The organism is Saccharothrix algeriensis (assembly GCF_016907655.1).
GTDB lineage: Bacteria > Actinomycetota > Actinomycetes > Mycobacteriales > Pseudonocardiaceae > Actinosynnema > Actinosynnema algeriense.
Genome location: NZ_JAFBCL010000001.1, coordinates 3,743,514 through 3,769,460 on the forward strand (window position 1 = coordinate 3,743,514; position 25,947 = coordinate 3,769,460).

The following is a 25,947-nucleotide window of genomic DNA, read 5'->3' on the forward strand; positions in this document are numbered from 1 at the left end:
GAGTGCGGCCCAGTCGCAGCTAACGCGGCTCGGGTGTCTTTTCCTGCGAAGCGCTCATCCTCGCGTCCCGCCCGACGAGGTTGGTCCGCGTCGTCCGCGCCGGCGGCCCGGCCCGGCCCGGTCCTGCTCGGCCCGGCCCTGGCTCGGCCTGGCCCGGCCCGTCACGGCGTCACGCTATGAAGTGCGTCACTCACTCACAAGAGGTGGAACCCGGACCTGGACAACCGACCTTCAGGGCATTTCGCCCATCGGAAGGTCCCTGGCCGGCGCGTTCCCCACCCGTTCGTGGCAGCCCCTCGGGGAGGCGGCCTCATTCCACCCAGTGACGGGCTCTCAGGATCCCGTACCTACTCTGTCCTCCGTGAACCCCACGACCGAGCTCGCCGTTTCCGGGCCGCTCGTCCTGGCCGCAGCCGTGTCCGTGCTCGCGGGCGTGATCTCCTTCGCCTCCCCGTGCGTGGTGCCGCTGGTGCCCGGGTACCTGGCCTACCTCGCCGGCCTGGTGGGGGCGGAGGCGCCGGCCGTCGAGGACGGCGAGGACCGCAAGACCGGCCGGTGGCGGGTGGCCGGCGCGGCGCTGCTGTTCGTGCTCGGGTTCACGATCGTGTTCGCCCTGACGTCGTTCGTCGTCCTGGGGCTGAGCACGGCCCTCTACCTCGACGCCGACGTGTTCCAGCGCATCGGCGGCGTCGTCACCATCGCGATGGGCCTGGTGTTCGTCGGCCTCGTCCCGGCCCTGCAGAAGGACGTCCGCCTGCACCGCACGCCGCGCGGCGGCCTGATCGGCGCGCCCCTGCTCGGCGGGGTGTTCGCGCTGGGCTGGACGCCGTGCGTCGGACCGACGCTCGCGGGCGTGCTGGCGCTGGCGCGCAGCACGGAGGTCGGCTCGGCCACGGCGCGCGGCGCGGTCCTGGTGGTCGCCTACTGCCTCGGCCTCGGGCTGCCGTTCGTGCTGATCGCGCTGGGCGCGCGGTGGGCGGTGCGGATGACCGGGTGGCTGCGCTCGCACGTCCGCCAGGTCCAGGTGTTCGGCGGCTCGCTGCTGATCGCGGTGGGCGTCGCGCTGGTCACCGGCCTGTGGGGCGAGTTCGTGTTCTGGCTGCGCGACGCCGTGGTCAACGACCTGAAACTGCCCCTGTGATGCGCTCGCCCACCGCTTTCCTGCGCAACACGTGGCGCGGGCTCACCGCCATGCGCACGGCGCTGACCCTGCTGTTCCTGCTCGCCCTGGGCGCGATGCCCGGCGCGCTGCTGCCGCAGCGGTCGCTGAACTCGCAGAAGGTCGCCGAGTACATCACCGAGAACGGCTGGTGGGGCCGGCTCCTCGACGACCTCCAGTTCTTCGACGTCTACGCCAGCTACTGGTTCTCCGCGGTCTACGTGCTGCTGTTCGTGTCGCTGATCGGCTGCCTGCTGCCGCGCACGTGGGAGTACTACAAGCAGATGCGGGCCAAGCCCGTGCTCACCCCGCGCAACCTCGGCCGGCTGCCGCACCACGCGTCGGCGGACCTCGCCCTCGCGCCGGAGGCCGTCGTGGCGCGGGCGCGGCAGCGGCTGCGGGGCTGGCGGCTGGTCGAGCGCGCGGAGGAGGGCGGCGCGCGCACCGTCAGCGCGGAGCGCGGCTTCCTGCGCGAGACCGGCAACCTGGTGTTCCACTTCTCCCTGCTGGGCCTGCTGGTCGCCTTCGCGCTGGGCAAGATGTTCGGCTACGAGGGCCAGGTCATCGTGCAGGCCAACGGCGGCCAGTTCTGCAACTCCGGCGTGTTCAACTACGACTCGTTCCGGCCCGGCCTGCGGGTCGACGGCACGGACCTCAACCAGTTCTGCGTGCGGGTGAACGACTTCGACGCCACCTACCTGCACAACGGGCAGGCGCAGACGTTCCACGCCGACATCGACTTCCAGTCCGGCGCGGACCTCGTCAGCGGCACGTGGCAGCCGTACCCGCTGCGGGTCAACAGCCCGCTGCGCACCGCGGGCGACCGCCTCTACCTGCTGGGCCACGGCTACACGCCGCTGTTCACCGTGACCTTCCCCAACGGCGCCACGCGCACCGGCGCGACCCAGTGGCGGCCGGTGAACGAGGTGACGCTGGCCTCGGAGGGCGCCACCAAGTTCGACCCGCCCGGCGTGACCGACACCGAGCAGCGCCGCACGCGCCAGCTCGCCATCACCGGCCTGCTCGCGCCCACCGCCGGGTTCCGGGGCGAGCTGCTGGACTCGGTGTTCCCCGAGGCGCGCGACCCGGCGGTGGCCGTCGACGTCTACCGGGGCGACCTCGGCACCGACTCCGGGCGCGGGCAGTCGATCTTCTCCATCGACGAGGAGATGGTCTCCGAGGGCAAGCTCGTGAAGGTCGCCCGGCAGAACCTGCGGCAGGGCGAGTCCGTCACGCTGGACGACGGCACGGTCGTCCGCTTCGACGGCGTGCAGGACTGGGTGTCGCTCCAGGTGTCCCACGACCCGACGCAGACCTGGGTGCTGGCGTTCTCGGTGCTGGTCATCCTCGGCCTGGGCGTGTCGCTCACGATCAAGCGCCGCCGGGTGTGGGTGCGGGCGACGCCGCAGGAGGACGGGCGTACGGTTGTCGAGGTCGGTGGCCTGGCGCGCACCGACCAGGCCGGGTACGGCGAGGAGTTCACCGCCCTGTCCCGGGACCTGCTCAAGGAGGAGGGCTGATGCCGGTCAACGAGACGCTGGCGACCTACAGCGACTGGACCTACGGCGCGGCCGTGGCCGTGTACGTGATCGCCGCGGTGCTTTACCTGTGCGAGCAGGCTTTCGCCAGGAACCGGCCCAGGGAGCGGGACCTCGTCGCGGCCGGCACGCAGGTCGCGGGCACCGCCGAGGACGGCACGTGGACGCCCGGCCTGGTGGTGCGCGAGCGGCCGTCGCGGGCGGAGCGGCTGGGCCGCATGGGCGTAGCGGTCACGCTGCTCGGCGCGCTGCTGCACGGCGCCTCCCTCGTGCTGCGCGGTGTCGCCACCGAGCGCGCGCCGTGGGGCAACATGTACGAGTACACGTCGCTGCTGACGTTCGCCGCCGTGGTCGGCTGGCTGGTGCTGATGCGCCTGTTCCCGGTGCGCCGGCTCGGCGGGTTCGTGCTGGTGCCGATCGGCATCCTGATGTTCCTCGGCGGCACCGCCCTGTACGCCGAGGCCGCGCCCGTGCAGCCGGCCCTCCAGTCGTACTGGCTCGTGGTGCACGTGTCGGTGATCTCGGTGTCCAGCGGCCTGTTCCTGCTGCCGGGCGTGGCCAGCGTGCTGTACCTGCTGAAGTCCTCGGGCCGCGCGCGGTTCGCGAAGCTGCCCGACTCCGAGGTGCTGGACCGCCTGGCCTACCGCAGCACGGTGTTCGCGTTCCCGCTGTTCACGCTGGGCATCATCTGCGGCGCGATCTGGGCCGAGGCGGCGTGGGGCCGGTTCTGGGGCTGGGACCCGAAGGAGACGGTGTCCTTCGTGGCGTGGGTGGTCTACGCGGCCTACCTACACGCGCGGGCGACCGCCGGGTGGCGCGGGCGCCCGGCCGCCTGGATCAACTCGCTGGGCTTCGCGCTCACCGTGTTCAACCTGTTCTTCATCAACCTGGTCACGACCGGATTGCACTCCTACGCAGGTGTCGGTTAGACCTCGAACCCAGTGTCGTGGAACCGCTGCCGGCCGACTACCGTCGCAATCGCGAGGTCGGGGAGGGCTCGATCCGCTTTGCTCAGGGAGGACCCCAGCGGTGACCGGTCGCTACGAGAGTCCTGAGTCGTCGTGGCAGCCGCCGGCGGGCGCGGAGGGGCAGCAGCCCGACCCGGACCAGTCGGGCGGCAACCCGGTGGAGCCGGCGTCGGGCGCCCACTACGTCGAACCCGCGACGGCCTACATCGAGCCGGCGGCGCCCGGTCCGACGTCGGGACCGGTGACCGGACCGCCCAGCGGCGGCTTCCCCGCGCAGGGCACGCCGTCCGGGCCGTACCCGACCGCGCACCAGTCCGGCCCCCACCAGGTGGGCGGTCAGTCGGGGCAGTACCAGGTGGGCAACCAGTCCGGCGCCTACCAGGTCGGGAACCAGTCGGGCGCCTACCAGGTCGGCAGCCAGTCCGGCGCTTACCAGGTGGGCGGTCAGTCGGGCGCCTACCAGGTGGGCGGCCAGTCCGGCGCCTACCAGGTGGGCAACCAGTCGGGTCCGTACCCGGTCGGCCCCGGCCAGTCCGGGCCGTACCAGGTCGCGGGGCAGTCGGGGCCGCACCGGTTCGACCCGAACCGGCAGCAGTTCCAGGGCCCGTTCCCGAACAACTTCCCGCAGAGCGTCCAGCCGCCGCAGGCCCAGCAGTCCCAGCAGGCCACCGCGCACGAGGTGTCCTCTCAGCAGCTGATCAAGCGGGCCAAGCGCCCGCCGCAGTCCGGCTGGCGCAAGACGCTCCACGCCATGACCGGCGGCCTGGTCAACCTGGGCGAGAGCCCGGCGGACGTGCGGCGGCGGGAGCTGATCGGCCGGATCAACCAGCCGCTGCGCGGGTGCTACAAGATCGCGATGCTCAGCCTCAAGGGCGGCGTCGGCAAGACCACGACGACCACCACGCTGGGCTCCACGTTCTCGTCGCTGCGCGGTGACCGGGTCATCGCGGTGGACGCCAACCCCGACCGCGGCACGCTGGCGCTGAAGGTGCCGCGCGAGACCACGGCGACGGTGCGGCACCTGCTGCGCGACGCGTCGCGGATCACCAAGTACAGCGACGTCCGCGCGTACACGTCGCAGTCGCCCAGCCGGCTGGAGATCCTGGCCTCCGAGCAGGACCCGGCGGTCTCCGAGGCGTTCAGCGACCAGGACTACCTGCGCACGGTGTCGCTGCTGGAGCTGTTCTACAACATCGTGCTGACCGACTGCGGCACCGGCCTGATGCACTCGGCCATGAAGGGCGTGCTCGACCAGGCCGACTCGCTGGTGCTGGTGTCCTCCGGCTCGGTGGACGGCGCGCAGACCTCGGCCGCCACGCTGGACTGGCTGGAGGCGCACGGCTACCGCGACCTGGTGGCCAAGTCGGTCGCGGTGATCAACTCGGTGCGGCCCGGCTCGGGCAAGGTCGACCTGGACAAGCTGGCCGCGCACTTCGCCCAGCGGTGCCGGGCGGTCGTGCGCATCCCGTTCGACGCGCACCTGGAGGAGGGCGCCGAGATCGAGCTGGACAAGCTCGGCCCGGAGACCCGGCTCGCGCTGCTGGAGCTGGCGGCGACGGTGGCGGACGACTTCCCCAACAAGGTCAGCTGACCCGCGGGGCGCCCGGGGCCCCGGTCGAGGCCCCGGCGCGCGTCACTCCTCTTCCGGGCGCTTCTTGCTCTGCTCACCCAGCTTGCGCAGGAACTCCGGGTCGTCGTCCGGTGCGACGACGCGGCGGCTGGGTGCGTCGACCCGGTCCGGCCCGAACGCGCGCCACAGCAGCACCGCGATGGTGAGCGCACCGATCAGCGCGAGCACGTAGAGCATGGACGCCACCTCCTTTGCCACGAGATTACCCGTGCCCCGGAGGTGAACGGGGTCATCGCCGCACCGGTTCGGTCGCTTCCGTGGTCAACTGGGAGAGCAGGGCCTGCACCTCGGACTCCCGGAACCTGCGGTGGCCGCCGGGCGTGCGGATCGAGCCGATGCGGCCCGCGGTGGCCCAGCGGGTCACCGTCTTCGGGTCCACGCGGAAGAGGTTGGCCACCTCGCCCGGTGTGAGCAGCCGTTCCCCCTGGTGTCCCTGCGTCACGGTCACGGTCTTCCTCCCCGGTGCCGAACAGACCTACCGGACGCATCGTGGCATCCCGACCTTCGGGTACTCGAACGCTTGGGTGATGGTAAAGAGGTAGTAAGGGACGAAGCGCGCGGTTCGGACATCGGCCCGGGTGGCCCTAGGCTAGGCCCGGTGGACGCACTCGATCGCCAGATCATCGCCGCCCTCCGGGTGAACGGCCGAGCCACCTACGCCGACCTGGGTCGCAAGGTCGGCCTGTCGGCCTCCGCCGTCCACGAGCGGGTCGGCAAGCTGGAGGCGACCGGGGTCATCGTCGGCTACCACGCCGCGGTCGACCCGAGCGCGGTCGGCCTGGGCGTGACGGCGCTGGTCAGCATCCACCCCACGGACACCGCGGACGACGACGAGGTGGCCCTGTCGCTGGGCGAGCTGATCGAGGTCGAGTCCTGCTACCGGGTGGCGGGCGACGAGTCGTTCATCGTCAAGGTCCGGGTGGCGACCGTGGACGACCTGGAGCGGGCGCTCGGCCGGCTGCGGCGCATCAGCGGCGTCGCCCGCACCCGGACCACCGTGGTGCTGTCCACCCGCTTCGAGGGCCGCCCCAACACCGCGGCGGGCGCCCCGGAGGGCAGCGCGTAACCTGGGTAACCGTGCACCTGGGTCGTGATGTGGCGCTGTACGTGGGCGCGCGGTTGGGCATGGTCGCCGTGGTGACCGCGGTGCTCGTGCTGGTCAACGTGCCGTTGCTGGTCGCCCTGGCGGTCGGGGTCGTGGTCGCCCTGCCGATCTCGCTGTTCGTGTTCCGCGGGCTGCGGACGCGGGTGGCGCGGGGGCTGGACGAGCACCAGGCCGCGCGGCGGGCCGAGCGGGAGAAGCTGCGCGCCCAGCTGCGCGGCGACGCCGGCTAGACGAGCAGGACCATCCCGCCGGTGAGGTTCGCCAGGAGCAGGACGGCGAGCACGGCGAGCAGGCGCCTGCTCTCGCGCAGGCGCAGGGCGACCGCGAGCACGGCGACGGGCGTCACGAGCGGCCTCGTCCGGGCCACCCGCAGCGCGCCGAGCGCGACGCCCAGCGGCGACAGCCCCAGTTCCCGCGCGCCCAGCACGTCGGCGCGCCACTGCTCCAGGTAGCGGGTGCGGTCGTCGGGCTGCAGGAACGCGGTGGCGCAGCCGACGAGGAACCAGGCCAGGCGGGTCATCGGCCGGCCTCCGCGCCCAGGGCGGGCCGCGCGGCGCGGGCGGTCCCGGCGCGCCGCGCGCACACCTTGACCGCCTCGCGGGCGCCGTCGGCGGTGAGCACGTACAGCCGGCGCCGCGGGCCCCGCCGGTCGGTGTCGTCCTCCCAGCTCGACGTGACCCAGCCGGCGCGCTCCAGGCGGTCCAGCACGGGGTAGACGCTGCCGGACGGGCGCCCGGTCAGCTTGACGATCTCCAGGCCCCAGCGGGGGTGGTCGCCGTCGAGCAGCGCTCCCAGCACGTCCGCGGTGGCCTTGCCGATCCGCTCCAGTGGTTCCACGGCGCTATCCTACCTATGTAGAACAAGCGCGTCCACGGGTTCCGGGTCAGAGCCGGAACACCTCGGCGGCCTCGGCCGCCAGGCGCTCCACGACGTCGGCCAGCTCCAGGTCGGACAGCCAGTGCCCCGGGATCTCCCCGGCGCCGTCCCGCGCGCCCAGCAGGTTCCCGCACAGCGCGCCCGTCGAGTCGCTGTCCCCGGAGTGGTTCACCGCCAGCAGCAGCCCGTCCGCCAGGCTCCGCGCCGCCAGGGCCGTGAGCACCGCGATCGCGAGCGCCTCCTCGCCCACCCAGCCCCCGCCGAGCGCCGTCTCGATCACCTCGGGGGTGGGGCGGACGCCGCGCGTGCCCATCTCGACGGCCAGGTCGAGCAGCACGAGCTGCTCCTCGTGCCCCTCCCACCGCTGGAGCTCGTCGCGGGCGACGTCCAGGGCGCCCGCCAGGTCCGCGCCCGCCAGCAGCTGCTGCACCAGCACGGCCAGCACGCCCGCCGACAGGTAGCCGCTGGGGTGGCCGTGGGTGAGCGCGCCGGTCGCCGCGGCCAGCGCGAACACCTCCCGCACGTCGTCGGACCACAGGGCCACCGGCGCGGCGCGCATCACCGCGCCGCAGCCCTTCGAGTCGTTGATCGGCGACTCGACCGTGCCCAGCGCGCCGGACCGCAGCGCCGCCAGGCACGTGGCGCCCGGCGCGCGCTGCTGGTGCAGGCCGGGCACGTCCAGCAGCCACCCGTCGGGGGCCACCTCCGGCCCGCCCTGCGTCCGCAGCCAGCGGCGGTAGGCGACGCGCACCTCGTGCACCGGGTCGCTGCCCCGCCGCCGGGCCAGCACCAGGCCCTCCAGGGTGAACAGCGTCATCTGGGTGTCGTCGGTGATCGCGCCGGGCCTGCCGTACGCGGGGGCGTAGTCGGTGAGGCCCGCCGGGCCGAACCGGCCCCGGATGCGGTCGACGCGGTCGAACTCGATCGCGCCGCCGAGCGCGTCGCCGACGGCACCCGCGAGCAGGCAGCCGCGCAGGGAACCGCTCACACGTGAGGTCACGTCGCAGAACGTATCGTGCCGGCGTGACCTTTTCGGTAGACCGGTGTAGTTCCCGGACCAGGGAGTGGGTGTGCGAGGCGGTCTCGATCATCGAGGCCGACGCCAACCGCAGCGCCGACACGCACCTGCTGCACTTCCCCCTCCCGCTGGAGTGGGGGATCGACCTCTACCTCAAGGACGAGTCGACCCACCCCACCGGCTCGCTCAAGCACCGCCTCGCGCGATCGCTGTTCCTCTACGCCATCTGCAACGGCTGGGTGGTCGGCGGCACGCCCGTGATCGAGGCGTCGTCCGGCTCGACGGCCGTGTCCGAGGCGTACTTCGCGCGGCTGCTCGGGCTGCCGTTCATCGCGGTCATGCCCCGCTCCACCAGCCCGGAGAAGGTGGCGCTGATCGAGCGGCAGGGCGGCCAGTGCCACTTCGTGGACGAGCCGGGCGCGATCTACGACGAGTCCAGGCGGCTCGCGGCCGACCTCGGCGGCCACTTCATGGACCAGTTCACCCACGCCGAGCGGGCCACCGACTGGCGCGGCAACAACAACATCGCCGAGTCGGTGTTCCAGCAGATGTCCCTGGAGGCCGCGCCGGAGCCGGAGTGGGTCGTCGTCGGCGCGGGCACCGGTGGCACCAGCGCGACGATCGGCCGCTTCATCCACTACCGGAAGCTGCGCTCCCGGCTGGCCGTGGTCGACCCGGAGCACTCGGTGTTCTTCGACGCGTGGCGCGACGGCGACCCGGGCAAGGCGGGCGGGCGGGGCTCGCGGATCGAGGGCATCGGCCGGCCGCGCGTGGAGCCGTCGTTCGTCGGCCAGGTCATCGACCGGATGATCAAGGTGCCGGACGCGGCGTCGATCGCGACGATCCGGCACGTCGAGGACGTCCTCGGGCGGCGGGTGGGCGGGTCCACGGGCACCAATCTGTGGGGCGCGTTCCAGCTGATCGCGGAGATGCGGGCGTCGCGGTCGCGCGGCAGCGTGGTCACCCTGCTGTGCGACGGGGGAGAGCGGTACGCGAACACCTACTACGACGACGGGTGGGTGGCCGCGCAGGGCATGGACCTCGCGCCCCACCTGGCGACGCTGACGCGGTTCCGGGCGACCGGGACCTGGTCGGCGTGAGCCCGGGACCACGGGTCGGGAAGTTCGGTGTGCCGGGGAACGCGGGGCGGGCGCGCCGCGTCGCAGCGTCGACCGGTGTGCCGGGCCGGTCGGCGGGTCGGAAGGGGAAGGCCGTGAGCATGTGGCGCACCGCGGAAGTGCTGACGGCGGAGGACGTGCTCGCCAAGTCGGTGGCCGCCGCCGACAAGGCGATGCGCGACGCGGCCGAGCTGCGCCGCCCGACCCGCGAGCCCTCGGCGGAGGACGTGCGGCGCGTGATGCTGTTCGCCAAGTCCGCCGAGGCGTCGCCCGAGCTGCAGGCGCTGCAGCGGCGGATCGCGGCCGGGCACCTGAGCTGGCGGCAGGTGCTGCTCGGCGAGGCCGCGGGTGACCGGGGGGTGCGCGCGGCGCTGGAGAAGGACCGGGAGCGGTTGGCCGCGCTGTGCCGGGGGGAGGAGCGCCGGGTCGAACCGCCCCGCCCGCAGCGGCAGGACGACGAGGAGCCGATGACCTTCACCGAGGACGCCTGGTAGCCCTCCCGCCCGCTCAGGGCAGCAGCGCGTACGGGGGCTCCAGCCGGGGGTCGGTCCACCGCAGCGCGCTGGCGCAGGCGGCGGCGTCCTCGCGCCGCAGGGTGAGGGTGATCCGTCGCAGGGGCCGCTGCACGGGGATGTCCAGCTCCGCCTGCCGGTCGTCGTCGGTCAGCGTCCCGCCGGTGCGCTCGTCGGTGACGACGGTCCAGGAGATGCGGCTGCCGGGGCAGTCGGGGTTCTCGTGGGTCAGGGTCCCGGTGACGGTCCTGATGTCGGAGCGGCTGGGTTCCCAGGTGGTGGTGACGGTGCGCTCGCCGTGCGCGGGCAGCCGCCAGAGGTAGGACGACGTGTCCGGGCAGTTCGCCATCCCCGCCTCGTCGAAGGCGCACGGGTGGTCGGCGGCCTCCTGCTCCGGAACGGCGCCGCCGCTGTGCGTCATCCCCACCGGCGCGGTCCACACCGCCGTCGCCAGGCCCAGCCACGCCAGTGCCAGGAAACCGATGAACTTCCCCATGTCGGCCCCCTGCGACACGCGCGGCGCGGCTTGCGGCGGTCCTCGGCCCCGTCCGCGCGGGCGACCGGCGGGCGGGGTCGCGACCTCCAGTGTGGCCGGTTCCCCGACGCCGCGACAGTGACGCCGACCGCCGCTACCCGGATGGGCTCAAGGCCCGGGTCTGCCGCCCGTCGAAGCAGGGGCGGGACCTGTGCGGCCTCGCGCGGTGGGGTCGCGCGGCCGGGTTCGCGCGGTGGGTTCGCGCGGTGGGTTCGCGCGGTGGGTTCGCGCGGTGGGTTCGCGCGGTGGGGCCGCGCGGTGAGGCACCTGAGGTGGGGTCCGTGGTGAGGCATCCGCAGTGAGGTTCGGGCGATGGGGCATCCGCGATGGGGTTCGCGCGGTGATGGGGCTCGCGTGGTGGACCCGCGCGGTGGGGTTCGCGTTGTCAGGCTCGCGTGGTGGGGCCGAGCGCCCCGCGATGAGGCTCGCGGAGCAGGTCCGGACTCCAAAGGGTCCCGGCGCGGGCCGGGCACCGCGGACCTGGCCGGGAATCGGTGCGGGCTGCGCAGGCGTCCCCCTGAGGGGAACGCCCCTGCGCATACCCAACCACGTGGGTACGACGGTTTTCGGGCAGTGGGCTGAGGGTGGGCCCGGGGGTTGTGGGCGGGGGTCTCAGTCCAGGACGAGGGCGGCCGTGGTGATGACCGACCACAGCAGCATCGCCAGGCCCGTGTGCTGGAGCACGGGGATCAGCTCCCGGCCCTTGCCGCCCTTCGCGACCCGGCGCGCGCCCAGGATCACCAGGGGCAGGGCCAGGAACGCCGCCAGGGCCTCGGGCGCCCGCAGGCCGATGGCCAGGGTGATGAAGAACGGGATGGTGACCAGGGCCAGGTAGAGGCGGCGGGAGTCGCGGTCGCCCAGGGTGGTGGCCAGGGTGCGCTTGCCCGCCTGGAGGTCGGTCGGGATGTCGCGCAGGCTGTTCGCGATCATGACGCCGGTCGAGAAGGCGCCCGTCGCGATCGCGCCGCCGATGCCGATGCCGGTGATCTCCCCGGTCTGCACGTAGAGGGTGCCCAGCACCGCCGCCGGGCCGAAGAAGAGGAAGACCGCCAGCTCGCCCAGGCCCGAGTACCCGTACGGCTTGCGCCCGCCGGTGTAGAACCAGGCCGCCGCGATGCACACCGCGCCGAACGCGACCATCCAGTACCGGCCGCTGAGCACGACCAGCGCCACCCCGGCCACCGCCGCCGCGCCCAGCGCCGCGAAGGCCGCCGCGCGCACCGCCCGCGGGTTCGCCGCGCCCGAGCCGACCAGCCGGAACGGCCCCACGCGGTGCGCGTCGGTGCCCCGGATGCCGTCCGAGTAGTCGTTGGCGTAGTTCACGCCGACCTGCAGCGCGACCGACACGAACAGCGCCAGCAGCGACCAGAGCGGGCGGAAGCCGTCGACGTGGTGCGCCGCGCCCGCGCCCACCAGGACGGGCGCGACGGAGTTCGGCAGGGTGCGGGGACGGGTCCCCGAGATCCACTGGGCGACTGTGGCCATGTCGACATCCTCCGACATGGACCCCCGCCGGCCCCTGCCGGGTGCGCGGTCAGCAGGCGGGCGCCTCCGCCACCCCGGTCACGTAAGCCTTCGCCACGTGCTTGTCCGCCGCGATCCGGTACCAGACGTCCGAGGTGCCCTGCGTGCCCGTGACGGTCTGCCCGACCAGCTGGCACTCGACGCGGACCTGAGCGTAGTTCGCCGCCAGGCCCACCTGGGCGGTGGTCGAGTCGGGGCCGCTGCGCACGTTCAGCGGCTCCCCCTCCGTGCGGACGAAGCCGGCCGGGCCCGCGCCGGTCCACAGGTAGGTCACGGTCACCCAGTCGTTGCCGGTGAGCTGGAGGCCGTCCCAGAACGTGCCGTCGGCCAGGTCGACGCCCGCCGGGTTCGCCACCTCGCGGCCGAACTCGTCCTTGCCGTCGTTGTACCCGCTCTGGTGCGCGGCCTGGGCCTGCGGCGTGCCCTGAGGGAGGTCCGCCCACGTCTCGCGGGTGTCGGCGGGGCTCCAGTAGTCGTCCTTGGTGTTCCACGGCCCGATGTCCCAGACCGGGGCCCACTCGCAGCGGCCGGTGGAGGCGCACACCCGGACGCTGTAGGCGCCCTCGGCCTTCGCCGAGAGGCCGCGGCGGGAGGGCAGGGCGACGAAGTGGTCCCGCTCGACGATCACGTGCCCGTTGGCCGTCGTGCCGCCCACCAGGCCCTCCCGCGTGGCGTAGACGCGGTAGGTCAGCTCGCCGGCCTGGGTGGCCGTCACGCCGGTGGCGGACGCGGTGAGCGCCAGCCCGTCGACCTCGGGGCCGACCGCGCCGGCGCGGTCGCCGGTGAGCGCCAGGCGCACCTGCACGCGGTCGACCGCGGTGGGCAGGGTGGCGGGCGCGCCGGGGCGGGCCTGCGCCCAGCCGGTCCACCGGCCGTCGCCGAGCGCGCCGCGCACGTCGACGGCCACCTCGGCGCCGGCCGGCACCCGGCCGCGGACGGTGGCGGCGACCGCGTCGGCCGGCGCGGCCAGGTCGTGCGGGGCGAGCAGGAGGAAGCCGGTGCGGATCGGCGCGCGGGCGCTCGCGGGGCTCGGCGCGGCCGGCGCGAGGACCACCGCGCGACCGTTCCAGGTGACCCCGACGTCGTCGCCGTCCACGCCGGACAGGTCGGCCTCCCACGCCTCGGCGCCCCGGGCCGCGCCGGTGCGGTGGGCGGGGTCGGGCGGGGCGGCGTGGACCGGGACGGCGGGCGCGGCGGCGGTCAGCACCGCCACCACCGCCGCTGCGGTCGGCAACAGGTGGCGCCTCGTCATCGTGGCACTCCTCGTCCCGACGGGTGGGGCGGAGGGCACCGCTGCGCGGGACCACCCGTCACGGCTGGGGACAGAGCCAAGCGCGCGGGCGCGTCGGCTGTCAACGGGCCGGACCGTTCGTGTGAAAACTTTTCACCCAATCGAGCGGGCCACGGCCGCCCGGTCCACCTTCCCCGGTCCCCGCAGCGGCAGCTCGGGCAGGAAGACCAGCCGCTTGGGCGCCGCCGAGCGGCCCACCGCCGCCCGGACGGCGTCGGCGAGCGCGCCCGCGTCGGGCGGGGTCCGCGGGTCGGCCGGCACGACGGCGGCGGCGACGGCCTGGCCCCACTCCGGGTCCGGCACGCCCACCACGCACGCCTCGTGCACGCCGGGCTGGGCCGCCAGCACCCGCTCCACCTCGGTCGGCGAGACGTTCTCGCCGCCGCTGACGATCACGTCGTCGGCCCGCCCGACCACCTCCAGCCGGCCGTCGGCCCACCGCCCCAGGTCGCCGGTGCGGAACCACTCGCCGAACGGCTCGCCGCCCTGGTAGCCCAGCGCCAGGACCGGCCCGGCCAGCTCGACGCGCCCGTCGACCAGCCGCACCCGGACGCCGTCCAGCGGGACGCCGTCGTAGACGCACCCGCCGGAGGTCTCGCTCATGCCGTAGGTGGTGACGACGCGGACCCCGGCGGCACGCGCCCTGGCCAGCAGGGACGGCGGCGCGGCGGCCCCGCCGACCAGCACCGCGTCGAACTCCCGGACCGCGGCCAGGCCCGGCCCCTCGGTGGCGACCAGGCGGGCCAGCTGGGTGGGCACCAGGGCGGTGTAGCGCGGGCCCGGCCCGGCCAGCACGGCGCGGGCGGCGGTGGCGAACCCGGCCGCGCGGAAACCCCCGGCCAGGTCCACGACCCCCGGCTCGGTGCCGGCGACGGCCGAGCGGACGAGCACCTGGACGCCCGCGATGTGGGTCGTGGGCAGCGCCAGCAGCCACGTCCCGGGCCCGCCCAGCCGGGCGTGGGTCAGCTCGGCCGACGCGACCAGGGCGGACGCGGGCAGCAGGACCACCTTCGGCTCGCCGGTGGACCCCGACGTCCCGACCGCCAGCGCCGCGCCCCCCTCCCAGCCGCGCAGGGGCGGCAGCGGCCGGCCGGGCGGCAGCGAGGCGACCAGCGGCCGGCCGGGCGGCAGCGGGTCGCCGGGCGCGAGGTGGGCGGGCAGGGCCGGGGCCAGGGCGCGGCGCACGTCCTCCAGGGTCGTCATCGGCGCCTCAGTAGTAGTACGGGTAGTCGGACCAGTCCGGCGGGCGCTTCTCCAGGAACGCGTCCCGGCCCTCCACCGCCTCGTCGGTCATGTAGGCGAGGCGGGTGGTCTCACCGGCGAACAGCTGCTGGCCCACCAGGCCGTCGTCGATGAGGTTGAAGGCGTACTTCAGCATCCGCTGCGCGGTCGGCGACTTGCCGTTGACGCCCTCGGCCCACTCCAGGGCGGTGGACTCCAGCTCGGCGTGCGGGACCACCGCGTTCACCGCGCCCATCCGCTGCATCTCGGCCGCGCTGTACGCCCGGCCCAGGAAGAAGATCTCCCGCGCGAACTTCTGGCCCACCTGGCGCGCCAGGTAGGCCGAGCCGTAGCCGCCGTCGAAGCTGCCCACGTCGGCGTCGGTCTGCTTGAACCGCGCGTGCTCCTCGCTGGCCAGCGTGAGGTCGCACACCACGTGCAGGCTGTGGCCGCCGCCGGCCGCCCAGCCGGGCACGACCGCGATGACCACCTTCGGCATGAACCTGATCAGGCGCTGGCACTCCAGGATGTGCAGCCGGCCCGCGCGGGCCGGGTCGACGGTGTCGGCCGTCTCACCGGAGGCGTACCGGTAGCCGCTGCGGCCCCGGATGCGCTGGTCGCCGCCCGAGCAGAACGCCCAGCCGCCGTCGCGGGGTGACGGGCCGTTGCCGGTGAGCAGGACGCAGCCCACGTCCGGGCTCATCCGGGCGTGGTCCAGCGCGCGGTACAGCTCGTCCACCGTGTGCGGGCGGAAGGCGTTGCGCACCTCGGGGCGGTCGAACGCGATGCGCACCGTCCCCTGGTCCACCGCGCGGTGGTAGGTGATGTCGGTGAAGTCGAAGCCTTCGACCTGCTTCCAGCGGGTCGGGTCGAACAGCTCGGAGACGCCGTGATCTGCCACGGCACGGACAATAGGCCCGGCCCGAACCTGAGAGCAGCCCAGGCCGCCGGTCGGCCCGGTCGGCGCGTTCGCGCAGTGTGCGAGCCCGACGACCATGATCCGAACTGCTGTTCGACTCAGCAAGCGGAATCACCTGTTCGTGGACTGAGCGACAATGTTCGGGTGAACCCGTCCACCGCGCAAGCCAGGGTGCTTGTCGACGAACTCGTCCGCAACGACGTCCGGCACGTCGTGCTGAGCCCCGGCTCGCGCAACGCCCCGCTGTCGTTCGCCTTGGCCGAGGCCGCGGCTGCCGGGCGGCTCACCCTGCACGTCCGCGTCGACGAGCGCAGCGCCGGGTTCCTGGCGCTGGGCCTGGCCAAGGGCAGCGGCGAGGTCACGGCCGTGACCTGCACCTCCGGCACCGCGGTCGCGAACCTGCACCCGGCGGTGCTGGAGGCGCGGCACGCCCGCGTCCCGGTCATCGCGCTGACCGCCGACCGCCCCGTCGAGCTGTACCGCACGGGCGCCAGCCAGACCGTCGACCAGCAGCGCGTCCTCGGCGTCGACACCCTCCAGTTCCCCATCGCCGAGCGCCGGCGCGGCCAGAACGGCCTGTGGCGCTCCCTGGTCTGCCGGGCCGTCGCCAACGCCCGCGACCAGGGCCCGGTGCACGTCAACGTGCCCTTCCGGGAGCCCCTGGTGCCGGACGGCGAGGAGTGGGTCGAGCCGCTGGACGGCCGCCCGTTCGACATGCCCTGGACGCGGGTGGCCGCGCCGGTGCGCAGCTCGCTGCACCCCGCCGACCACCTCGGCCCGCGCACGCTGGTCGTCGTCGGCGACGGCGTCGACGGCGGCGAGGGCATCACCGACCTCGCCGAGCGCGCGGGCTGGCCGGTGATCGCCGAGCCCACCGGCCACGGCCTGCGCCACGGCACCCTGCTGCTCAACGCCGGCGAGCTGCCCGATGAGCTGAAGCCGGACGCCGTGGTGGTGGTGGGCCGCCCGACGCTGTCACGCGGAGTGATGAAGCTGATCGCCGGCACCGGCGTCGTCCACGTCCTGTCCGACGCGCCGGACTGGCCCGACCCGCAGTTCGCCGCCACGCACACCTCGATCGGGTTGGCGCCGGGCGAGCACGAGGTGGACCACGACTGGCTGACCGCGTGGCAGCACGCCGACAAGGCCGCCGCCGACGTGGTCGACGAGCTGCTGGCCAGGCAGCCCTGGCCGACCGGCCTCCAGGTGGCGCGGGACCTGGTCGCGGCGCTGCCCGCGCACACCGACCTGTTCCTGGGCTCGTCCAACCCGGTCCGCGACGTGGACCTGGTGGCCGCGCCCCGCCAGGACGTCCGGGTGCACGCCAACCGGGGCGTCGCGGGCATCGACGGCAGCGTCTCCACGGCCGCCGGCATCGCCCTGACCCGCGGGCCGACCGTCGCCCTGATCGGCGACCTGACGTTCCTGCACGACGCCAACGGCCTGCTGATCGGCCCGGGCGAACCGCGCCCGGACCTGACCGTGGTGGTGCTCAACGACGACGGCGGCGGCATCTTCACCCTGCTCGAACAGGGCGCGCCGCAGCACGCGGACGCGTTCGAGCGGGTCTTCGGCACCCCGCACGGCGTCGACCTGGCGCACCTGTGCGCGGCGCACCACGTCCCGCACACCGCCGTCGGCGACGCCGAGGAGCTGGCCCGGGAGCTGACCGTCCCGCGCGGGCTCCGGGTCGTGGAGGTCCGGGCGGAGCGCGCCGGGCTGCGCGACCTGCACGCCCGGCTCAGGTCGGCGGTGTCAACGGCCTTCCAGTAGCCGGGAACCTACCTACGGGGGTACAGCGCCCCCCGGGGCGGAGTTAGCTTCGCCCCCATGTCCCTCAGAGCGAAGCTCACGCTAGGCACCGCCACGGCGGCTTCACTGCTGCTGCTGGCGGGCACCGCCTCCGCCGCGGAACCGGGCGCGCCGGGCATCGGAGACCCCTACTACCCGAACGCGGGCAACGGCGGTTACGACGTCTCCCACTACGACATCCGGCTGAACTACCGACCGTCGGACGACAACCTGTCCGGGACCACGACGATCCTGGCGAAGGCCACCCAGGACCTCACCCGGTTCAACCTCGACTTCGCGCTCGAGGTCGCCTCCGTCCGGGTCGACAACCGGCCGGCCCGGTTCACCCGGAGCGGCGGCGAGCTGGTCGTCGACCCGAGGGTCCAGGTGCGCAAGGGCGCCGACCTGACCATCGTCGTCACCTACTCCGACGTCCCGTCCAGCCGCGTCGTCGACGGCTTCACGGGCTGGAAGCGCACCGCCGACGGCGCGGTCGCGATCGACGAGCCGGACGTCGCGCCGTGGTGGTTCCCGAGCAACAACCACCCGACGGACAAGGCGACCTTCGACGTCTCGGTGGCCGTGCCGGACGGCGTCGAGGTGATCTCCAACGGCCTGTTCGGCGGGACCGCCAAGCAGATCAACGGCTGGACCCGCTGGCGCTACCGCAGCCTCAAGCCGCAGGCCACCTACCTCGCGTTCGTGGCGATCGGCCAGTTCGACGTGCGCCAGTCCACCGCGCCGAGCGGCCGGCCGGTGCTCAACGCGTACTCGGCGGACCTCGGCGAGGACGACGGCGCGGCCAGGGCCAGCATCGAGCGCACCCCGGAGGTCACCGAGTTCCTGGAGGGCAGCTTCGGCCCCTACCCGTTCGAGGCGGAGGGCGGCGTGGTCACGCCGGGCATCGGCTTCGCGCTGGAGAACCAGACCCGCTCGACCTACTCCCCGGCGTTCTTCCGGCGCGGCGCGAACACCTACGTGGTGGCGCACGAGAGCGCCCACCAGTGGTTCGGCGACTCGGTGTCGGTGCACCGCTGGCGGGACATCTGGCTGAACGAGGGCTTCGCCAGCTACGCGGAGTTCCTGTGGTCGGAGCACGTGGGGGAGGGCACCGCGCAGGAGAACGCGCAGTACACCTACGACCTCTACCCGGCCGACAGCCCCTTCTGGCAGGTCCTGCCCGGTGACCCGGGCGCGGCCGACCAGTTCCACGGCGCCGTCTACGACCGGGGCGCGCTGGCCGTGCACGCGCTGCGGGTCGCCGTGGGCGACGAGGACTTCTTCACCATCCTGAAGCGGTGGACGCAGGCCAAGCGGTACGGCAACGCGACCATCGAGCAGTTCGTCGCGCTGGCCGAGCAGGTGTCCGGTCAGCAGCTGGACGAGCTGTTCCGGACGTGGCTGTTCACCAAGGGCAAGCCGGCCGCCGCGCCCGGTGGCGCGACGTTCGCCGCCGAGGCGCCCGTGGCGGAGCCGAAGTCGTTCAAGAAGATCCGCGAGACGCACGAGCTGCTCGCCGGGCACGCGCGCTGAGCCCCGGCGCGCGGGGCGCCCGTGGCCGCGTCCCCCCGAAGGGACGCGGCCACGGTCCTCGCAGGACGGGTCAGCCGGTCTGGCCGATCCCGTCGACGACCTTGGTCGTGATCGAGCTGTACCCCGTCACGGTGCCCGGGGCGATCCACGGGTAGTGCGGCTGCGGGCCGGCCACGGTGCGCTCGCCGATGAACTCGCCGGTCGCCGGGTCCACGATCAGGTCGCGGCGCTCCTTCTCGTCCTGGATGCCGATCGCCACGCCGGTCCGGCCGTCCAGGGTGACCGCCTGGTCGTGGACCTGCACCCCGTCGAGCAGCGCCAGCGCCCGGTACCAGGAGGCGCGCAGGTCGGCGGGCATCAGGCCGGCGCGCAGCAGCTCCACGCCCCAGTGGAACATCGTCGCCGGGGCCGAGCCGCGGTGCGCCGTGGCGGTGCGCAGGTACTCCACGACGGCCTGCGGGTCGCGCGGCAGCGTGGTGTAGAACTCCGGGTTGTCCCAGTCCGTCGGGTCGCCGCAGAGCTTCGTCGGCTGGGAGGCGGGGAAGAAGTCGCCGCACTTGCCCCGCCGCTCACCGGTGTCGGTGTCCAGCGCTTTGGGCTCGGGCGCCTCGGACCGCGGGACGTTGCCGCCCAGCCACTCCAGGCCCGGCAGCCAGCTGCGCCGCTCCAGCCAGTCCTGCGACTGGTCCTGCGGGATCCACACCTCGCGGGCGGTCTCCTTCAGGTACGTGAAGCCCCGGGGGGACTGGTCGGGGTCGCCCGCCGGCGCGCCGAACTGCGTGCCGTGCGCGTTCCAGGAGTGCGCGGAGATGTAGCGGTACTGGCCGGGCGCGAGCACCGGGTCGACGGCCTTGATCGCGTCGGCCGCGGTGTTCAGGGCCTCCTGCGCGGAGATCAGCCGCACCTGCGGCGCGGAGGTCGCGGTGGGCGTCCCGGCCGCGACGTCGTCGCCCCGCCGGGGCGCCTCGGCGCCGTTGGTCGCCACGACCCCGACGACCAGGGCCGCCGCCGCGGCGGCGGAGACGGGCAGGAGCCACCGCCGGGAGCGGCGACCGGTGCGCTGCGGGCCCTGCTCCGCGGCGGCGGCGGCCAGCACGCGGGCCCGGACGTCGTCCAGCGGCGCGTCGGCGGTCCGGGCGGCGTGGTTGATCCGGTCGAGGGCTTCGTCGAGTTCGTGCGTCATCGGGTCTCCTCGGTGAGCAGCGCCTGGAGCCGGGCGCGGACCCGGTGCAGGCGGGAGCGGACGGTGCTGGCGGGCTCGCCGAGCGCCTCGGCGACCTCGGCGGGGGACAGCCCGGCCCACGACGTGAGCAGCAGGACGTCGCGGTCCTCCTCGCGCAGGTCGGTCAGCGCCCGCGCGATCACCCGGGACGCCCGTTGCGCGTCCACCCGGTCGGCGACGAACGCGCCGTGGTCGGGCTCGGGGCGGCCGACGGCCCGCAGCCCGGCCCGGTGGCCGCGCACCTCCTTGCGGACGTGCTCGCGCACCAGGTTGGTGGCGATGCCGTAGAGCCAGCCCTTGATCGGGGCCTGCTCGGGGTCGTAGCTGTGCCGCCGCCGCAGCGCGACCAGGAACGTCTCGGCCACCAGGTCGTCGGCGGCGGACTCGCCGACCCGACCGGCCAGGTACCCGCGCAGCTGCCGCGCGTGCGCGTCGAACAGCTCGGCGAACACGCCCGCGACGTCCGGCCCGCGCAGGTCCGGCGGTTTCTCCAGTGCTGTGGTCACACACCGGTTGGCCGCGGGACCCGCCGGCGTCCCGGTGTCCTCGGTCACAGCCCTTCGAGGGCCTCGCGGAGCGGGCGCGTCTTGGCGTGCGCCTCCCGCACCTCCTCGTCCGGGTCCGACCCCGCGACCACGCCGCAGCCGGCGAACAGCCGCGCCGTGCGGCCCTCGACCAGCGCGCAGCGCAGCGCGACGCCCAGCTCCCCGTCGCCGGCGGCGTCGACCCAGCCGACCGGGCCCGCGTACCGGCCCCGGTCCAGGCCCTCCAGCTCCGCGATCGCGGCCACGGCCTCGGCGCGCGGCGTGCCGCCGACGGCCGCCGTGGGGTGCAGGGCCGCGGCCAGGCGCAGCAGCGACGGCGCGGCGCGCGGGTCGCCCGCCTCGCGCAGGGCGCCCACGACGTCGCTGGACAGGTGCGAGACGTTCGGCAGCCGCAGCACCGAGGGCCCGTCGACCGACAGCGACCCGCAGAACGGCCGCAGCGCCCCGGTCAGCGACGCCACCGCGTGCTCGTGCTCCTCGCGGTCCTTCGCGGAGGCCAGCAGGGCCGCCGCCAGCTCGTCGCCGGTCGCCCCCTCGCGCGGCCAGGTGGTGCCCGCGAGCACCCGCGACTCGACCACCGCGCCGGAGCGGCGCAGCAGCAGCTCTGGGGTCGCGCCGACCAGCCCGTCCACCGCGTACGCCCAGCACCGCGGGTAGCGGCGGGCCAGGCCGGCCAGCAGGAAGCGCTGGTCGATCGGGGCGTCGGCGACCGCCAGCAGGTCGTGCGCGAGGACCACCTTGGCCAGCTCGCCCGCGCGCATCCGCCGCACGGCGGCGCCCACCGCCTCCCGGTACGCCGCCACGGGCAGCCGCCCGTCGGAGTACCGCACGGCCGAGGGCCGCCGCACCGGGTGGACCGGCGCGGCGGCGGCGGCGCCGATCGTGGTCACCCAGGCGCGGCCGGCCCGGACGCCGACCACCACCTCGGGCACCACCAGCACCGAGTGGCCGGGCCGGTCGGCGAAGGCCAGCGAGGCGAACGCCACGGGACCGGTGCCCGGCGCGCCCACCTCGTCGGTCACGTCGAGCCCCGCGGCGAACTCCCGCCACCAGTCGTCGGCGGCGGCGAACCGGTCCGGCCCGGACACCTCGAAGCGGGCGGCCTCGCCCCAGCCGACCAGGCCGGACCCCTCGCGCACCCAGGCCAGCGCCCCGGTCGGCGCGGGCAGCCTGCCCAGCAGGCCGGCGACCCGCGCCGGCCGGGTGCGCACGGGCAGCCGGCGCCGGGCCCGCGGGAGGGGAGCTGTGGTCACGCGACCGAGGGTATGGACTCGCCCCTGAGATTCCGCGCCCGGCCGGCCCTAGACTCCTCAGCTGTGGTGGACAACGCGGCGCCCGGCCCGCTGGGCAGGATCGGCGGCGGCCGGCGGTTCGGGCTGCCGGCCGTGCGGGCGCTGCTGGTGCTCGGCGCGGTCGTGACGCTGATCGGCGTGGTGCTGCTGGCCGCGTGCCTGCGCAACGACCTGGCGATCGAGAAGAGGCTCGGCCGGGCGACCGCCGAGGTGGTCTCGGTGTCGTTCCAGCGCACGGTGGTCCGGTTCGCGACGCCGGACGGCGCGGTGCACAGCCCGGAGCAGGGCGTGCTGTACCCGGACGGGCTGGAGCCCGGCCAGCTGGTCCGCATCGAGTACGACACCGCCGACCCGGAGCTGGCGCGGGTGGCCGAGCGCACCTGGGCGCTGGCGATCCTGCCGATCTCGACGTTCCTGCTCGCCGTGTGGGCGGTGCTGCTGCCGCTGGTCTGGTGGATCCGCCGGCGCTTGTGACACTTGTTCCCGAATACCGCCTCCGGATGTAACATCGGTCGCATGGACCCGGAGGCGGAGTTCGAGCGCGCCGTGGCCGCGGAGCAGCGCGTGGAGCCGCGCGACTGGATGCCCGACGGCTACCGCAGGACGCTGATCAGGCAGGTCGCGCAGCACGCGCACTCGGAGATCATCGGGATGCAGCCCGAGGGCAACTGGATCAGCCGCGCGCCCTCGCTGCGCCGCAAGGCGATCCTGCTGGCCAAGGTCCAGGACGAGGCGGGCCACGGGCTCTACCTCTACGCCGCGACCGAGACGCTGGGCGCGGACCGCGGCGAGCTGACCGAGAACCTGATCTCCGGGCGGCAGAAGTACTCCTCGATCTTCAACTACCCCACGCTGTCCTACGCCGACGTCGGCACCATCGGCTGGCTCGTGGACGGCGCGGCGATCTGCAACCAGGTGCCGCTGTGCCGGACGTCCTACGGCCCGTACGCGCGGGCCATGATCCGGATCTGCAAGGAGGAGTCCTTCCACCAGCGGCAGGGCTACGAGCTGCTGATGACCATGATGAGCGGCACCGACGCGCAGCGGGCCATGGTGCAGGAGTCGGTGGACCGGTTCTGGTGGCCGTCGCTGATGATGTTCGGCCCGCCGGACTCGGAGAGCGCCAACACCGAGCGCTCGATGGCGTGGCGGATCAAGCGCAACACCAACGACGAGCTGCGCCAGAAGTTCGTCGACATGACCGTGCCGCAGGCGCGCAGGCTCGGCGTGACGCTGCCCGACCCGCAGTTGCGGTGGAACGCCGAGCGCGGGCACCACGACTTCGGCGAACCGGACTGGGACGAGTTCCGGCGGGTCGTCGGCGGCAACGGCCCGGCCAACGCCCAGCGCGTCGCGCACCGGCGCAAGGCGCACGAGGACGGCGAGTGGGTGCGCGCCGCCGCCGCGGCGCACGCCGCCAAGCGCGCGACCGCCGCCCGGCCCGGGGGAGGTGCGGCATGAGCTCGTCCTGGCCGCTGTGGGAGGTGTTCGTGCGCGGCAAGCGCGGGCTCAACCACGTGCACGTCGGTTCCCTGCACGCGCCGGACGCCGAGATGGCCGTGCGCAACGCGCGCGACGTCTACACGCGGCGCAACGAGGGCGTGTCCATCTGGGTCGTGCCGGCCGCCGCGATCACCGCGTCGTCACCGGACGAGAAGGACCCGTTCTTCGCGCCCAGCGGCGACAAGGTCTACCGGCACCCGACGTTCTACGCGATCCCCGAGGACGTGCCGCACCTATGAGCTTCGACAACGCCTACGAGTCGCTGATCGACCACGAGGACGCGCACTGGGCGTTCGGCACCGGCTTCTCCGAGGCGCTGCCGGGCGTCGACCGCGCGCTGCCGCCCGACCTGGCCGGGGAAGACCTGTTCGCCTACTGCCTGATGCTCGGCGACGACGCGCTGGTGCTGGCGCAGCGGCTGGCCGAGTGGTGCTCGCGCGCGCCCGAGCTGGAGGAGGACGTGGCGCTGGCCAACATCGCCCTGGACCTGCTCGGGCAGGCCCGGCTGCTGCTGACGCGCGCGGGCGAGGCCGAGGGCGCGGGGCGGGACGAGGACGCGCTGGCCTACCTGCGCGACGAGCGCGACTTCCGCAACGTGCACCTCGCGGAGATCGAGTGCGGCCCGACGGCCGGCGGCGACTTCGCGACCACGATGGCGCGGCTGCTGGTGTTCTCGTCGTGGAAGGTCGCGCAGTACGGGCGGCTGCTCGCGTTCCCCGACCCGGTGGTGGCCGCGGTCGCCGCCAAGGGCCTGAAGGAGCTGGCCTACCACCGCGACCACGCGGCGCAGTGGGTCGTGCGGCTGGGCGACGGGACGCCCGAGTCGCACGAGCGGGTGCAGGCCGGCGTCGAGCGGGTGTGGCCGTACGTGGCCGAGCTGTTCACCGCGCACCCGGTGGAGCTGCGGCTGGGCGTGGACCCGGCACGACTGCGCCCCGAGGTGGACGACGTGCTGGACGCGGTGTTCGCCGCCGCCCTGCTCCGCCGCCCGGAGCCGGTGCCGGCCGCGCGGGTCGACGGGCGGGCGGGCCGCGACGGCGTGCACACCGAGGCGATGGGCTACCTGCTGGCCGAGCTGCAGCACGTGCACCGCTCGCTGCCGGGTGCGACGTGGTGACCGCGCTGGAGGTCGCGTCGCGGGTGCGCGACCCGGAGCTGCCCGTGCTGACCCTGGCCGACCTGGGCGTGCTGCGCGACGTCGTGGAGGAGGGCGGGCGGGTCCTGGTGACCATCACGCCCACCTACTCGGGCTGCCCCGCCGTCGAGGAGATGGGCGCGGACCTGCGGCGGTCCCTGCGCGCGGCCGGCTACCGGGACGTCGAGGTGCGGCTGTCGCTGGCGCCCGCCTGGACCACCGACTGGATCAGCGAGGACGGCCGGCGCAAGCTGGCCGAGGCGGGCATCGCGCCGCCGGCGCGGATCGGGCCGCGCGCCGCGGGCGGCCCGGTGCCGCTGAACCTGGCGCCGCCGGTGCGGCGGGTCGCCTGCCCGCGGTGCGGGTCGGCGCGGACCGAGGAGCTGTCCCGGTTCGGGTCGACGGCGTGCAAGGCCCTGCGGCGGTGCGCGGACTGCGCGGAGCCCTTCGAGCACCTCAAGGAGATCTAGATGGCGCGGCCGGTGTTCCACGAGCTGACCGTGGCCTCCGTCGACCGGCTGTGCGAGGACGCCGTCGCGGTCACCCTCGACGTGCCGGCCGGCCTGGCGGACGAGTTCGCGTTCCGGGCCGGGCAGCACCTGACGCTGCGCATCGGGCAGGAGCGGCGGTCGTACTCGATCTGCGCGCCGGAGGGCTCGCCGCCGCGGATCGGCGTGCGGCGGGTCGCCGGCGGGCTGTTCTCCGAGCACCTGGTCGACCGGGTCCGGCGCGGCGACGTGCTGGAGGTCCTGCCGCCGCAGGGCGGGTTCACCCCCGTGCCCGCGGCGCACCACGGCCTCGTCGTCGCCGGCTCGGGCATCACGCCGGCGCTGTCCATCGCGGCCACCGTGCTGGCCGACGGCGCTCGGGTGACCCTGCTGTACGGCAACCGGCGCGCCGACACCGTGATGTTCGCGGAGGAGCTGGCGGACCTCAAGGACCGCTACCCGGCGCGGCTGCAGCTGGTCCACGTGCTGTCCCGGGAACCGCGGGACGTGGAGCTGTTCAGCGGCCGGCTGGACGCCGCGAAGCTCCGGGCGCTGTTCGCCACCGTGGTGCCGTTCGCGTCGGTCGACCAGTGGTGGCTGTGCGGCCCGCACGGGATGGTGCGCGACGCGCGGGACGTGCTGTCGTCGCTGGGCGCGGACCCGTCGGCGGTGCACCACGAGCTGTTCTACGTCGACGAGCCGCCGCCACCGCCGCGCCGCGCCGAGGAGGTCCTGACCTCGGCCGCCGAGGGCACGGTGGTCCTGGACGGCCGGACCACCGCGGTGCCGCTGCCGCCCGACGTGCCGATCCTCGACGCGGCCCAGCGGGTGCGGTCCGACCTGCCCTTCGCGTGCAAGGGCGGCGTGTGCGGGACGTGCCGGGCGCGGGTCGTCGCGGGCGAGGTGGACATGCGGCGCAACTACGCCCTGGAGCCGCGCGAGGTCGCCGCCGGCTTCGTGCTGACCTGCCAGTCGTTGCCGGCGTCACCGGCGGTCACCGTCGACTTCGACGCCTGATCTGGCA

29 protein-coding genes are annotated in these 25,947 nt (G+C 74.5%); 16 read left to right on the top strand and 13 right to left on the bottom strand.

Annotated elements, in window-relative coordinates:
• Nucleotides 1–361 precede the first annotated feature (361 nt).
• The 4 genes from JOE68_RS17145 (at nucleotide 362) to JOE68_RS32255 (ending at nucleotide 5,256) form a co-directional block, all read left to right on the top strand.
• Nucleotides 362–1,141, top strand: a complete 780-nt coding sequence (locus JOE68_RS17145) for a cytochrome c biogenesis CcdA family protein (RefSeq protein WP_204843343.1) — start codon at nucleotides 362–364, stop codon at nucleotides 1,139–1,141.
• A complete protein-coding gene (gene resB / locus JOE68_RS17150) occupies nucleotides 1,141–2,679 on the top strand; it encodes a cytochrome c biogenesis protein ResB (protein ID WP_204843344.1) in 1,539 nt (512 codons plus the stop codon). The genes JOE68_RS17145 and resB overlap by 1 nt, the downstream gene beginning before the upstream one ends.
• On the top strand, nucleotides 2,679–3,626 hold the full coding sequence (ccsB, locus tag JOE68_RS17155) for a c-type cytochrome biogenesis protein CcsB (RefSeq protein WP_204843345.1): 948 nt from the start codon (nucleotides 2,679–2,681) through the stop codon (nucleotides 3,624–3,626). The genes resB and ccsB overlap by 1 nt, the downstream gene beginning before the upstream one ends.
• A 100-nt stretch (nucleotides 3,627–3,726) precedes the next feature.
• Entirely contained in the window at nucleotides 3,727–5,256 is a 1,530-nt protein-coding gene (locus tag JOE68_RS32255) for a nucleotide-binding protein (protein WP_204843346.1), read from the top strand.
• 42 nt (nucleotides 5,257–5,298) lie between these two features.
• Here the strand turns inward: JOE68_RS32255 and JOE68_RS17165 are convergent, their stop codons facing one another.
• Both JOE68_RS17165 and JOE68_RS17170 read right to left on the bottom strand, forming a co-directional pair.
• Nucleotides 5,299–5,493 carry a hypothetical protein gene (locus tag JOE68_RS17165; protein ID WP_204846398.1) on the bottom strand — a complete coding sequence of 65 codons (195 nt, stop codon included), beginning with the start codon at nucleotides 5,491–5,493 and terminating at the stop codon, nucleotides 5,299–5,301.
• A 31-nt stretch (nucleotides 5,494–5,524) separates the two neighbouring features.
• Nucleotides 5,525–5,743 carry a BldC family transcriptional regulator gene (locus tag JOE68_RS17170; protein WP_307819718.1) on the bottom strand — a complete coding sequence of 73 codons (219 nt, stop codon included), beginning with the start codon at nucleotides 5,741–5,743 and terminating at the stop codon, nucleotides 5,525–5,527.
• A gap of 150 nt (nucleotides 5,744–5,893) precedes the next feature.
• Here JOE68_RS17170 and JOE68_RS17175 point away from each other — a divergent pair, with 150 nt between their 5' ends.
• Both JOE68_RS17175 and JOE68_RS17180 read left to right on the top strand, forming a co-directional pair.
• Complete coding sequence (locus JOE68_RS17175) at nucleotides 5,894–6,361, top strand: Lrp/AsnC family transcriptional regulator (RefSeq protein WP_204843348.1); 468 nt, start codon at nucleotides 5,894–5,896, stop codon at nucleotides 6,359–6,361.
• Nucleotides 6,362–6,372: 11 nt separating this feature from the next.
• Nucleotides 6,373–6,630 (top strand): DUF4229 domain-containing protein, encoded by a 258-nt coding sequence (locus JOE68_RS17180; protein WP_307819719.1) that lies wholly within the window; start codon nucleotides 6,373–6,375, stop codon nucleotides 6,628–6,630.
• Here the strand turns inward: JOE68_RS17180 and JOE68_RS17185 are convergent.
• The 3 genes from JOE68_RS17185 to JOE68_RS17195 are packed head-to-tail and all read right to left on the bottom strand — an operon-like array spanning nucleotide 6,627 to nucleotide 8,276.
• On the bottom strand, nucleotides 6,627–6,920 hold the full coding sequence (locus tag JOE68_RS17185) for a hypothetical protein (RefSeq protein WP_204843349.1): 294 nt from the start codon (nucleotides 6,918–6,920) through the stop codon (nucleotides 6,627–6,629). The two genes, JOE68_RS17180 and JOE68_RS17185, sit on opposite strands and share 4 nt — an antisense overlap.
• Nucleotides 6,917–7,237: a PadR family transcriptional regulator gene (locus tag JOE68_RS17190; RefSeq protein ID WP_204843350.1), complete on the bottom strand. Its 321-nt coding sequence runs from the start codon at nucleotides 7,235–7,237 to the stop codon at nucleotides 6,917–6,919. Before JOE68_RS17190 ends, JOE68_RS17185 begins: the two co-directional genes overlap by 4 nt.
• 46 nt (nucleotides 7,238–7,283) lie before the next feature.
• Nucleotides 7,284–8,276, bottom strand: coding sequence for an ADP-ribosylglycohydrolase family protein (locus tag JOE68_RS17195; protein WP_204843351.1), 993 nt, complete (start codon nucleotides 8,274–8,276; stop codon nucleotides 7,284–7,286).
• A gap of 23 nt (nucleotides 8,277–8,299) precedes the next feature.
• Between JOE68_RS17195 and cds1 the strand changes: the two genes are divergently transcribed.
• Both cds1 and JOE68_RS17205 read left to right on the top strand, forming a co-directional pair.
• Entirely contained in the window at nucleotides 8,300–9,394 is a 1,095-nt protein-coding gene (cds1, locus tag JOE68_RS17200) for an L-cysteine desulfhydrase Cds1 (RefSeq protein ID WP_204843352.1), read from the top strand.
• A gap of 119 nt (nucleotides 9,395–9,513) precedes the next feature.
• Nucleotides 9,514–9,906, top strand: a complete 393-nt coding sequence (locus tag JOE68_RS17205; protein WP_204846147.1) for a hypothetical protein — start codon at nucleotides 9,514–9,516, stop codon at nucleotides 9,904–9,906.
• 13 nt (nucleotides 9,907–9,919) lie between these two features.
• Here the strand turns inward: JOE68_RS17205 and JOE68_RS17210 are convergent, their stop codons facing one another.
• The 5 genes from JOE68_RS17210 to JOE68_RS17230 all read right to left on the bottom strand — a co-directional run bounded on the left by JOE68_RS17210 (nucleotide 9,920) and on the right by JOE68_RS17230 (nucleotide 15,396).
• Nucleotides 9,920–10,420: a hypothetical protein gene (locus JOE68_RS17210; protein WP_204843353.1), complete on the bottom strand. Its 501-nt coding sequence runs from the start codon at nucleotides 10,418–10,420 to the stop codon at nucleotides 9,920–9,922.
• Nucleotides 10,421–11,071: 651 nt separating this feature from the next.
• A complete protein-coding gene (locus JOE68_RS17215) occupies nucleotides 11,072–11,944 on the bottom strand; it encodes a 1,4-dihydroxy-2-naphthoate polyprenyltransferase (RefSeq protein WP_204843354.1) in 873 nt (290 codons plus the stop codon).
• A 49-nt stretch (nucleotides 11,945–11,993) separates the two neighbouring features.
• A complete protein-coding gene (locus JOE68_RS17220) occupies nucleotides 11,994–13,235 on the bottom strand; it encodes a DUF8814 domain-containing protein (protein WP_204843355.1) in 1,242 nt (413 codons plus the stop codon).
• Nucleotides 13,236–13,367: 132 nt separating this feature from the next.
• Nucleotides 13,368–14,477 carry an o-succinylbenzoate--CoA ligase gene (gene menE, locus JOE68_RS17225; protein WP_204843356.1) on the bottom strand — a complete coding sequence of 370 codons (1,110 nt, stop codon included), beginning with the start codon at nucleotides 14,475–14,477 and terminating at the stop codon, nucleotides 13,368–13,370.
• A 7-nt stretch (nucleotides 14,478–14,484) separates the two neighbouring features.
• The gene (locus tag JOE68_RS17230; RefSeq protein WP_204843357.1) at nucleotides 14,485–15,396 is read right to left on the bottom strand and encodes a 1,4-dihydroxy-2-naphthoyl-CoA synthase; all 912 of its coding nucleotides are present in this window, start codon (nucleotides 15,394–15,396) and stop codon (nucleotides 14,485–14,487) included.
• A gap of 162 nt (nucleotides 15,397–15,558) precedes the next feature.
• Between JOE68_RS17230 and menD the strand changes: the two genes are divergently transcribed.
• Nucleotides 15,559–17,187 (top strand): 2-succinyl-5-enolpyruvyl-6-hydroxy-3-cyclohexene-1-carboxylic-acid synthase, encoded by a 1,629-nt coding sequence (gene menD, locus JOE68_RS17235; RefSeq protein WP_204843358.1) that lies wholly within the window; start codon nucleotides 15,559–15,561, stop codon nucleotides 17,185–17,187.
• Nucleotides 17,188–17,244: 57 nt separating this feature from the next.
• Nucleotides 17,245–18,738 carry a M1 family metallopeptidase gene (locus tag JOE68_RS17240; protein ID WP_204843359.1) on the top strand — a complete coding sequence of 498 codons (1,494 nt, stop codon included), beginning with the start codon at nucleotides 17,245–17,247 and terminating at the stop codon, nucleotides 18,736–18,738.
• 70 nt (nucleotides 18,739–18,808) lie between these two features.
• Here the strand turns inward: JOE68_RS17240 and JOE68_RS17245 are convergent, their stop codons facing one another.
• Genes JOE68_RS17245 through JOE68_RS17255 form a run of 3 tightly spaced genes read right to left on the bottom strand, consistent with a single transcriptional unit; the run spans nucleotide 18,809 to nucleotide 21,758 of the window.
• Entirely contained in the window at nucleotides 18,809–19,921 is a 1,113-nt protein-coding gene (locus JOE68_RS17245; RefSeq protein ID WP_204843360.1) for a CU044_5270 family protein, read from the bottom strand.
• A complete protein-coding gene (locus tag JOE68_RS17250) occupies nucleotides 19,918–20,466 on the bottom strand; it encodes an RNA polymerase sigma factor (protein WP_307819720.1) in 549 nt (182 codons plus the stop codon). The genes JOE68_RS17245 and JOE68_RS17250 overlap by 4 nt, the downstream gene beginning before the upstream one ends.
• 44 nt (nucleotides 20,467–20,510) lie before the next feature.
• Nucleotides 20,511–21,758, bottom strand: a complete 1,248-nt coding sequence (locus tag JOE68_RS17255; RefSeq protein ID WP_204843362.1) for an isochorismate synthase — start codon at nucleotides 21,756–21,758, stop codon at nucleotides 20,511–20,513.
• 12 nt (nucleotides 21,759–21,770) lie between these two features.
• Between JOE68_RS17255 and JOE68_RS17260 the strand changes: the two genes are divergently transcribed.
• The 6 genes from JOE68_RS17260 to paaE are packed head-to-tail and all read left to right on the top strand — an operon-like array spanning nucleotide 21,771 to nucleotide 25,940.
• On the top strand, nucleotides 21,771–22,271 hold the full coding sequence (locus tag JOE68_RS17260; RefSeq protein ID WP_204843363.1) for a DUF3592 domain-containing protein: 501 nt from the start codon (nucleotides 21,771–21,773) through the stop codon (nucleotides 22,269–22,271).
• 42 nt (nucleotides 22,272–22,313) lie between these two features.
• A complete protein-coding gene (gene paaA, locus JOE68_RS17265) occupies nucleotides 22,314–23,258 on the top strand; it encodes a 1,2-phenylacetyl-CoA epoxidase subunit PaaA (RefSeq protein WP_204843364.1) in 945 nt (314 codons plus the stop codon).
• Nucleotides 23,255–23,539 (top strand): 1,2-phenylacetyl-CoA epoxidase subunit PaaB, encoded by a 285-nt coding sequence (gene paaB / locus JOE68_RS17270; RefSeq protein WP_204843365.1) that lies wholly within the window; start codon nucleotides 23,255–23,257, stop codon nucleotides 23,537–23,539. The genes paaA and paaB overlap by 4 nt, the downstream gene beginning before the upstream one ends.
• The gene (gene paaC, locus JOE68_RS17275) at nucleotides 23,536–24,417 is read left to right on the top strand and encodes a 1,2-phenylacetyl-CoA epoxidase subunit PaaC (RefSeq protein ID WP_204843366.1); all 882 of its coding nucleotides are present in this window, start codon (nucleotides 23,536–23,538) and stop codon (nucleotides 24,415–24,417) included. Before paaB ends, paaC begins: the two co-directional genes overlap by 4 nt.
• Nucleotides 24,411–24,905 carry a 1,2-phenylacetyl-CoA epoxidase subunit PaaD gene (gene paaD / locus JOE68_RS17280; protein WP_204843367.1) on the top strand — a complete coding sequence of 165 codons (495 nt, stop codon included), beginning with the start codon at nucleotides 24,411–24,413 and terminating at the stop codon, nucleotides 24,903–24,905. The genes paaC and paaD overlap by 7 nt, the downstream gene beginning before the upstream one ends.
• Nucleotides 24,906–25,940 (top strand): 1,2-phenylacetyl-CoA epoxidase subunit PaaE, encoded by a 1,035-nt coding sequence (paaE, locus tag JOE68_RS17285; RefSeq protein WP_204843368.1) that lies wholly within the window; start codon nucleotides 24,906–24,908, stop codon nucleotides 25,938–25,940.
• Nucleotides 25,941–25,947: the final 7 nt, after the last annotated feature.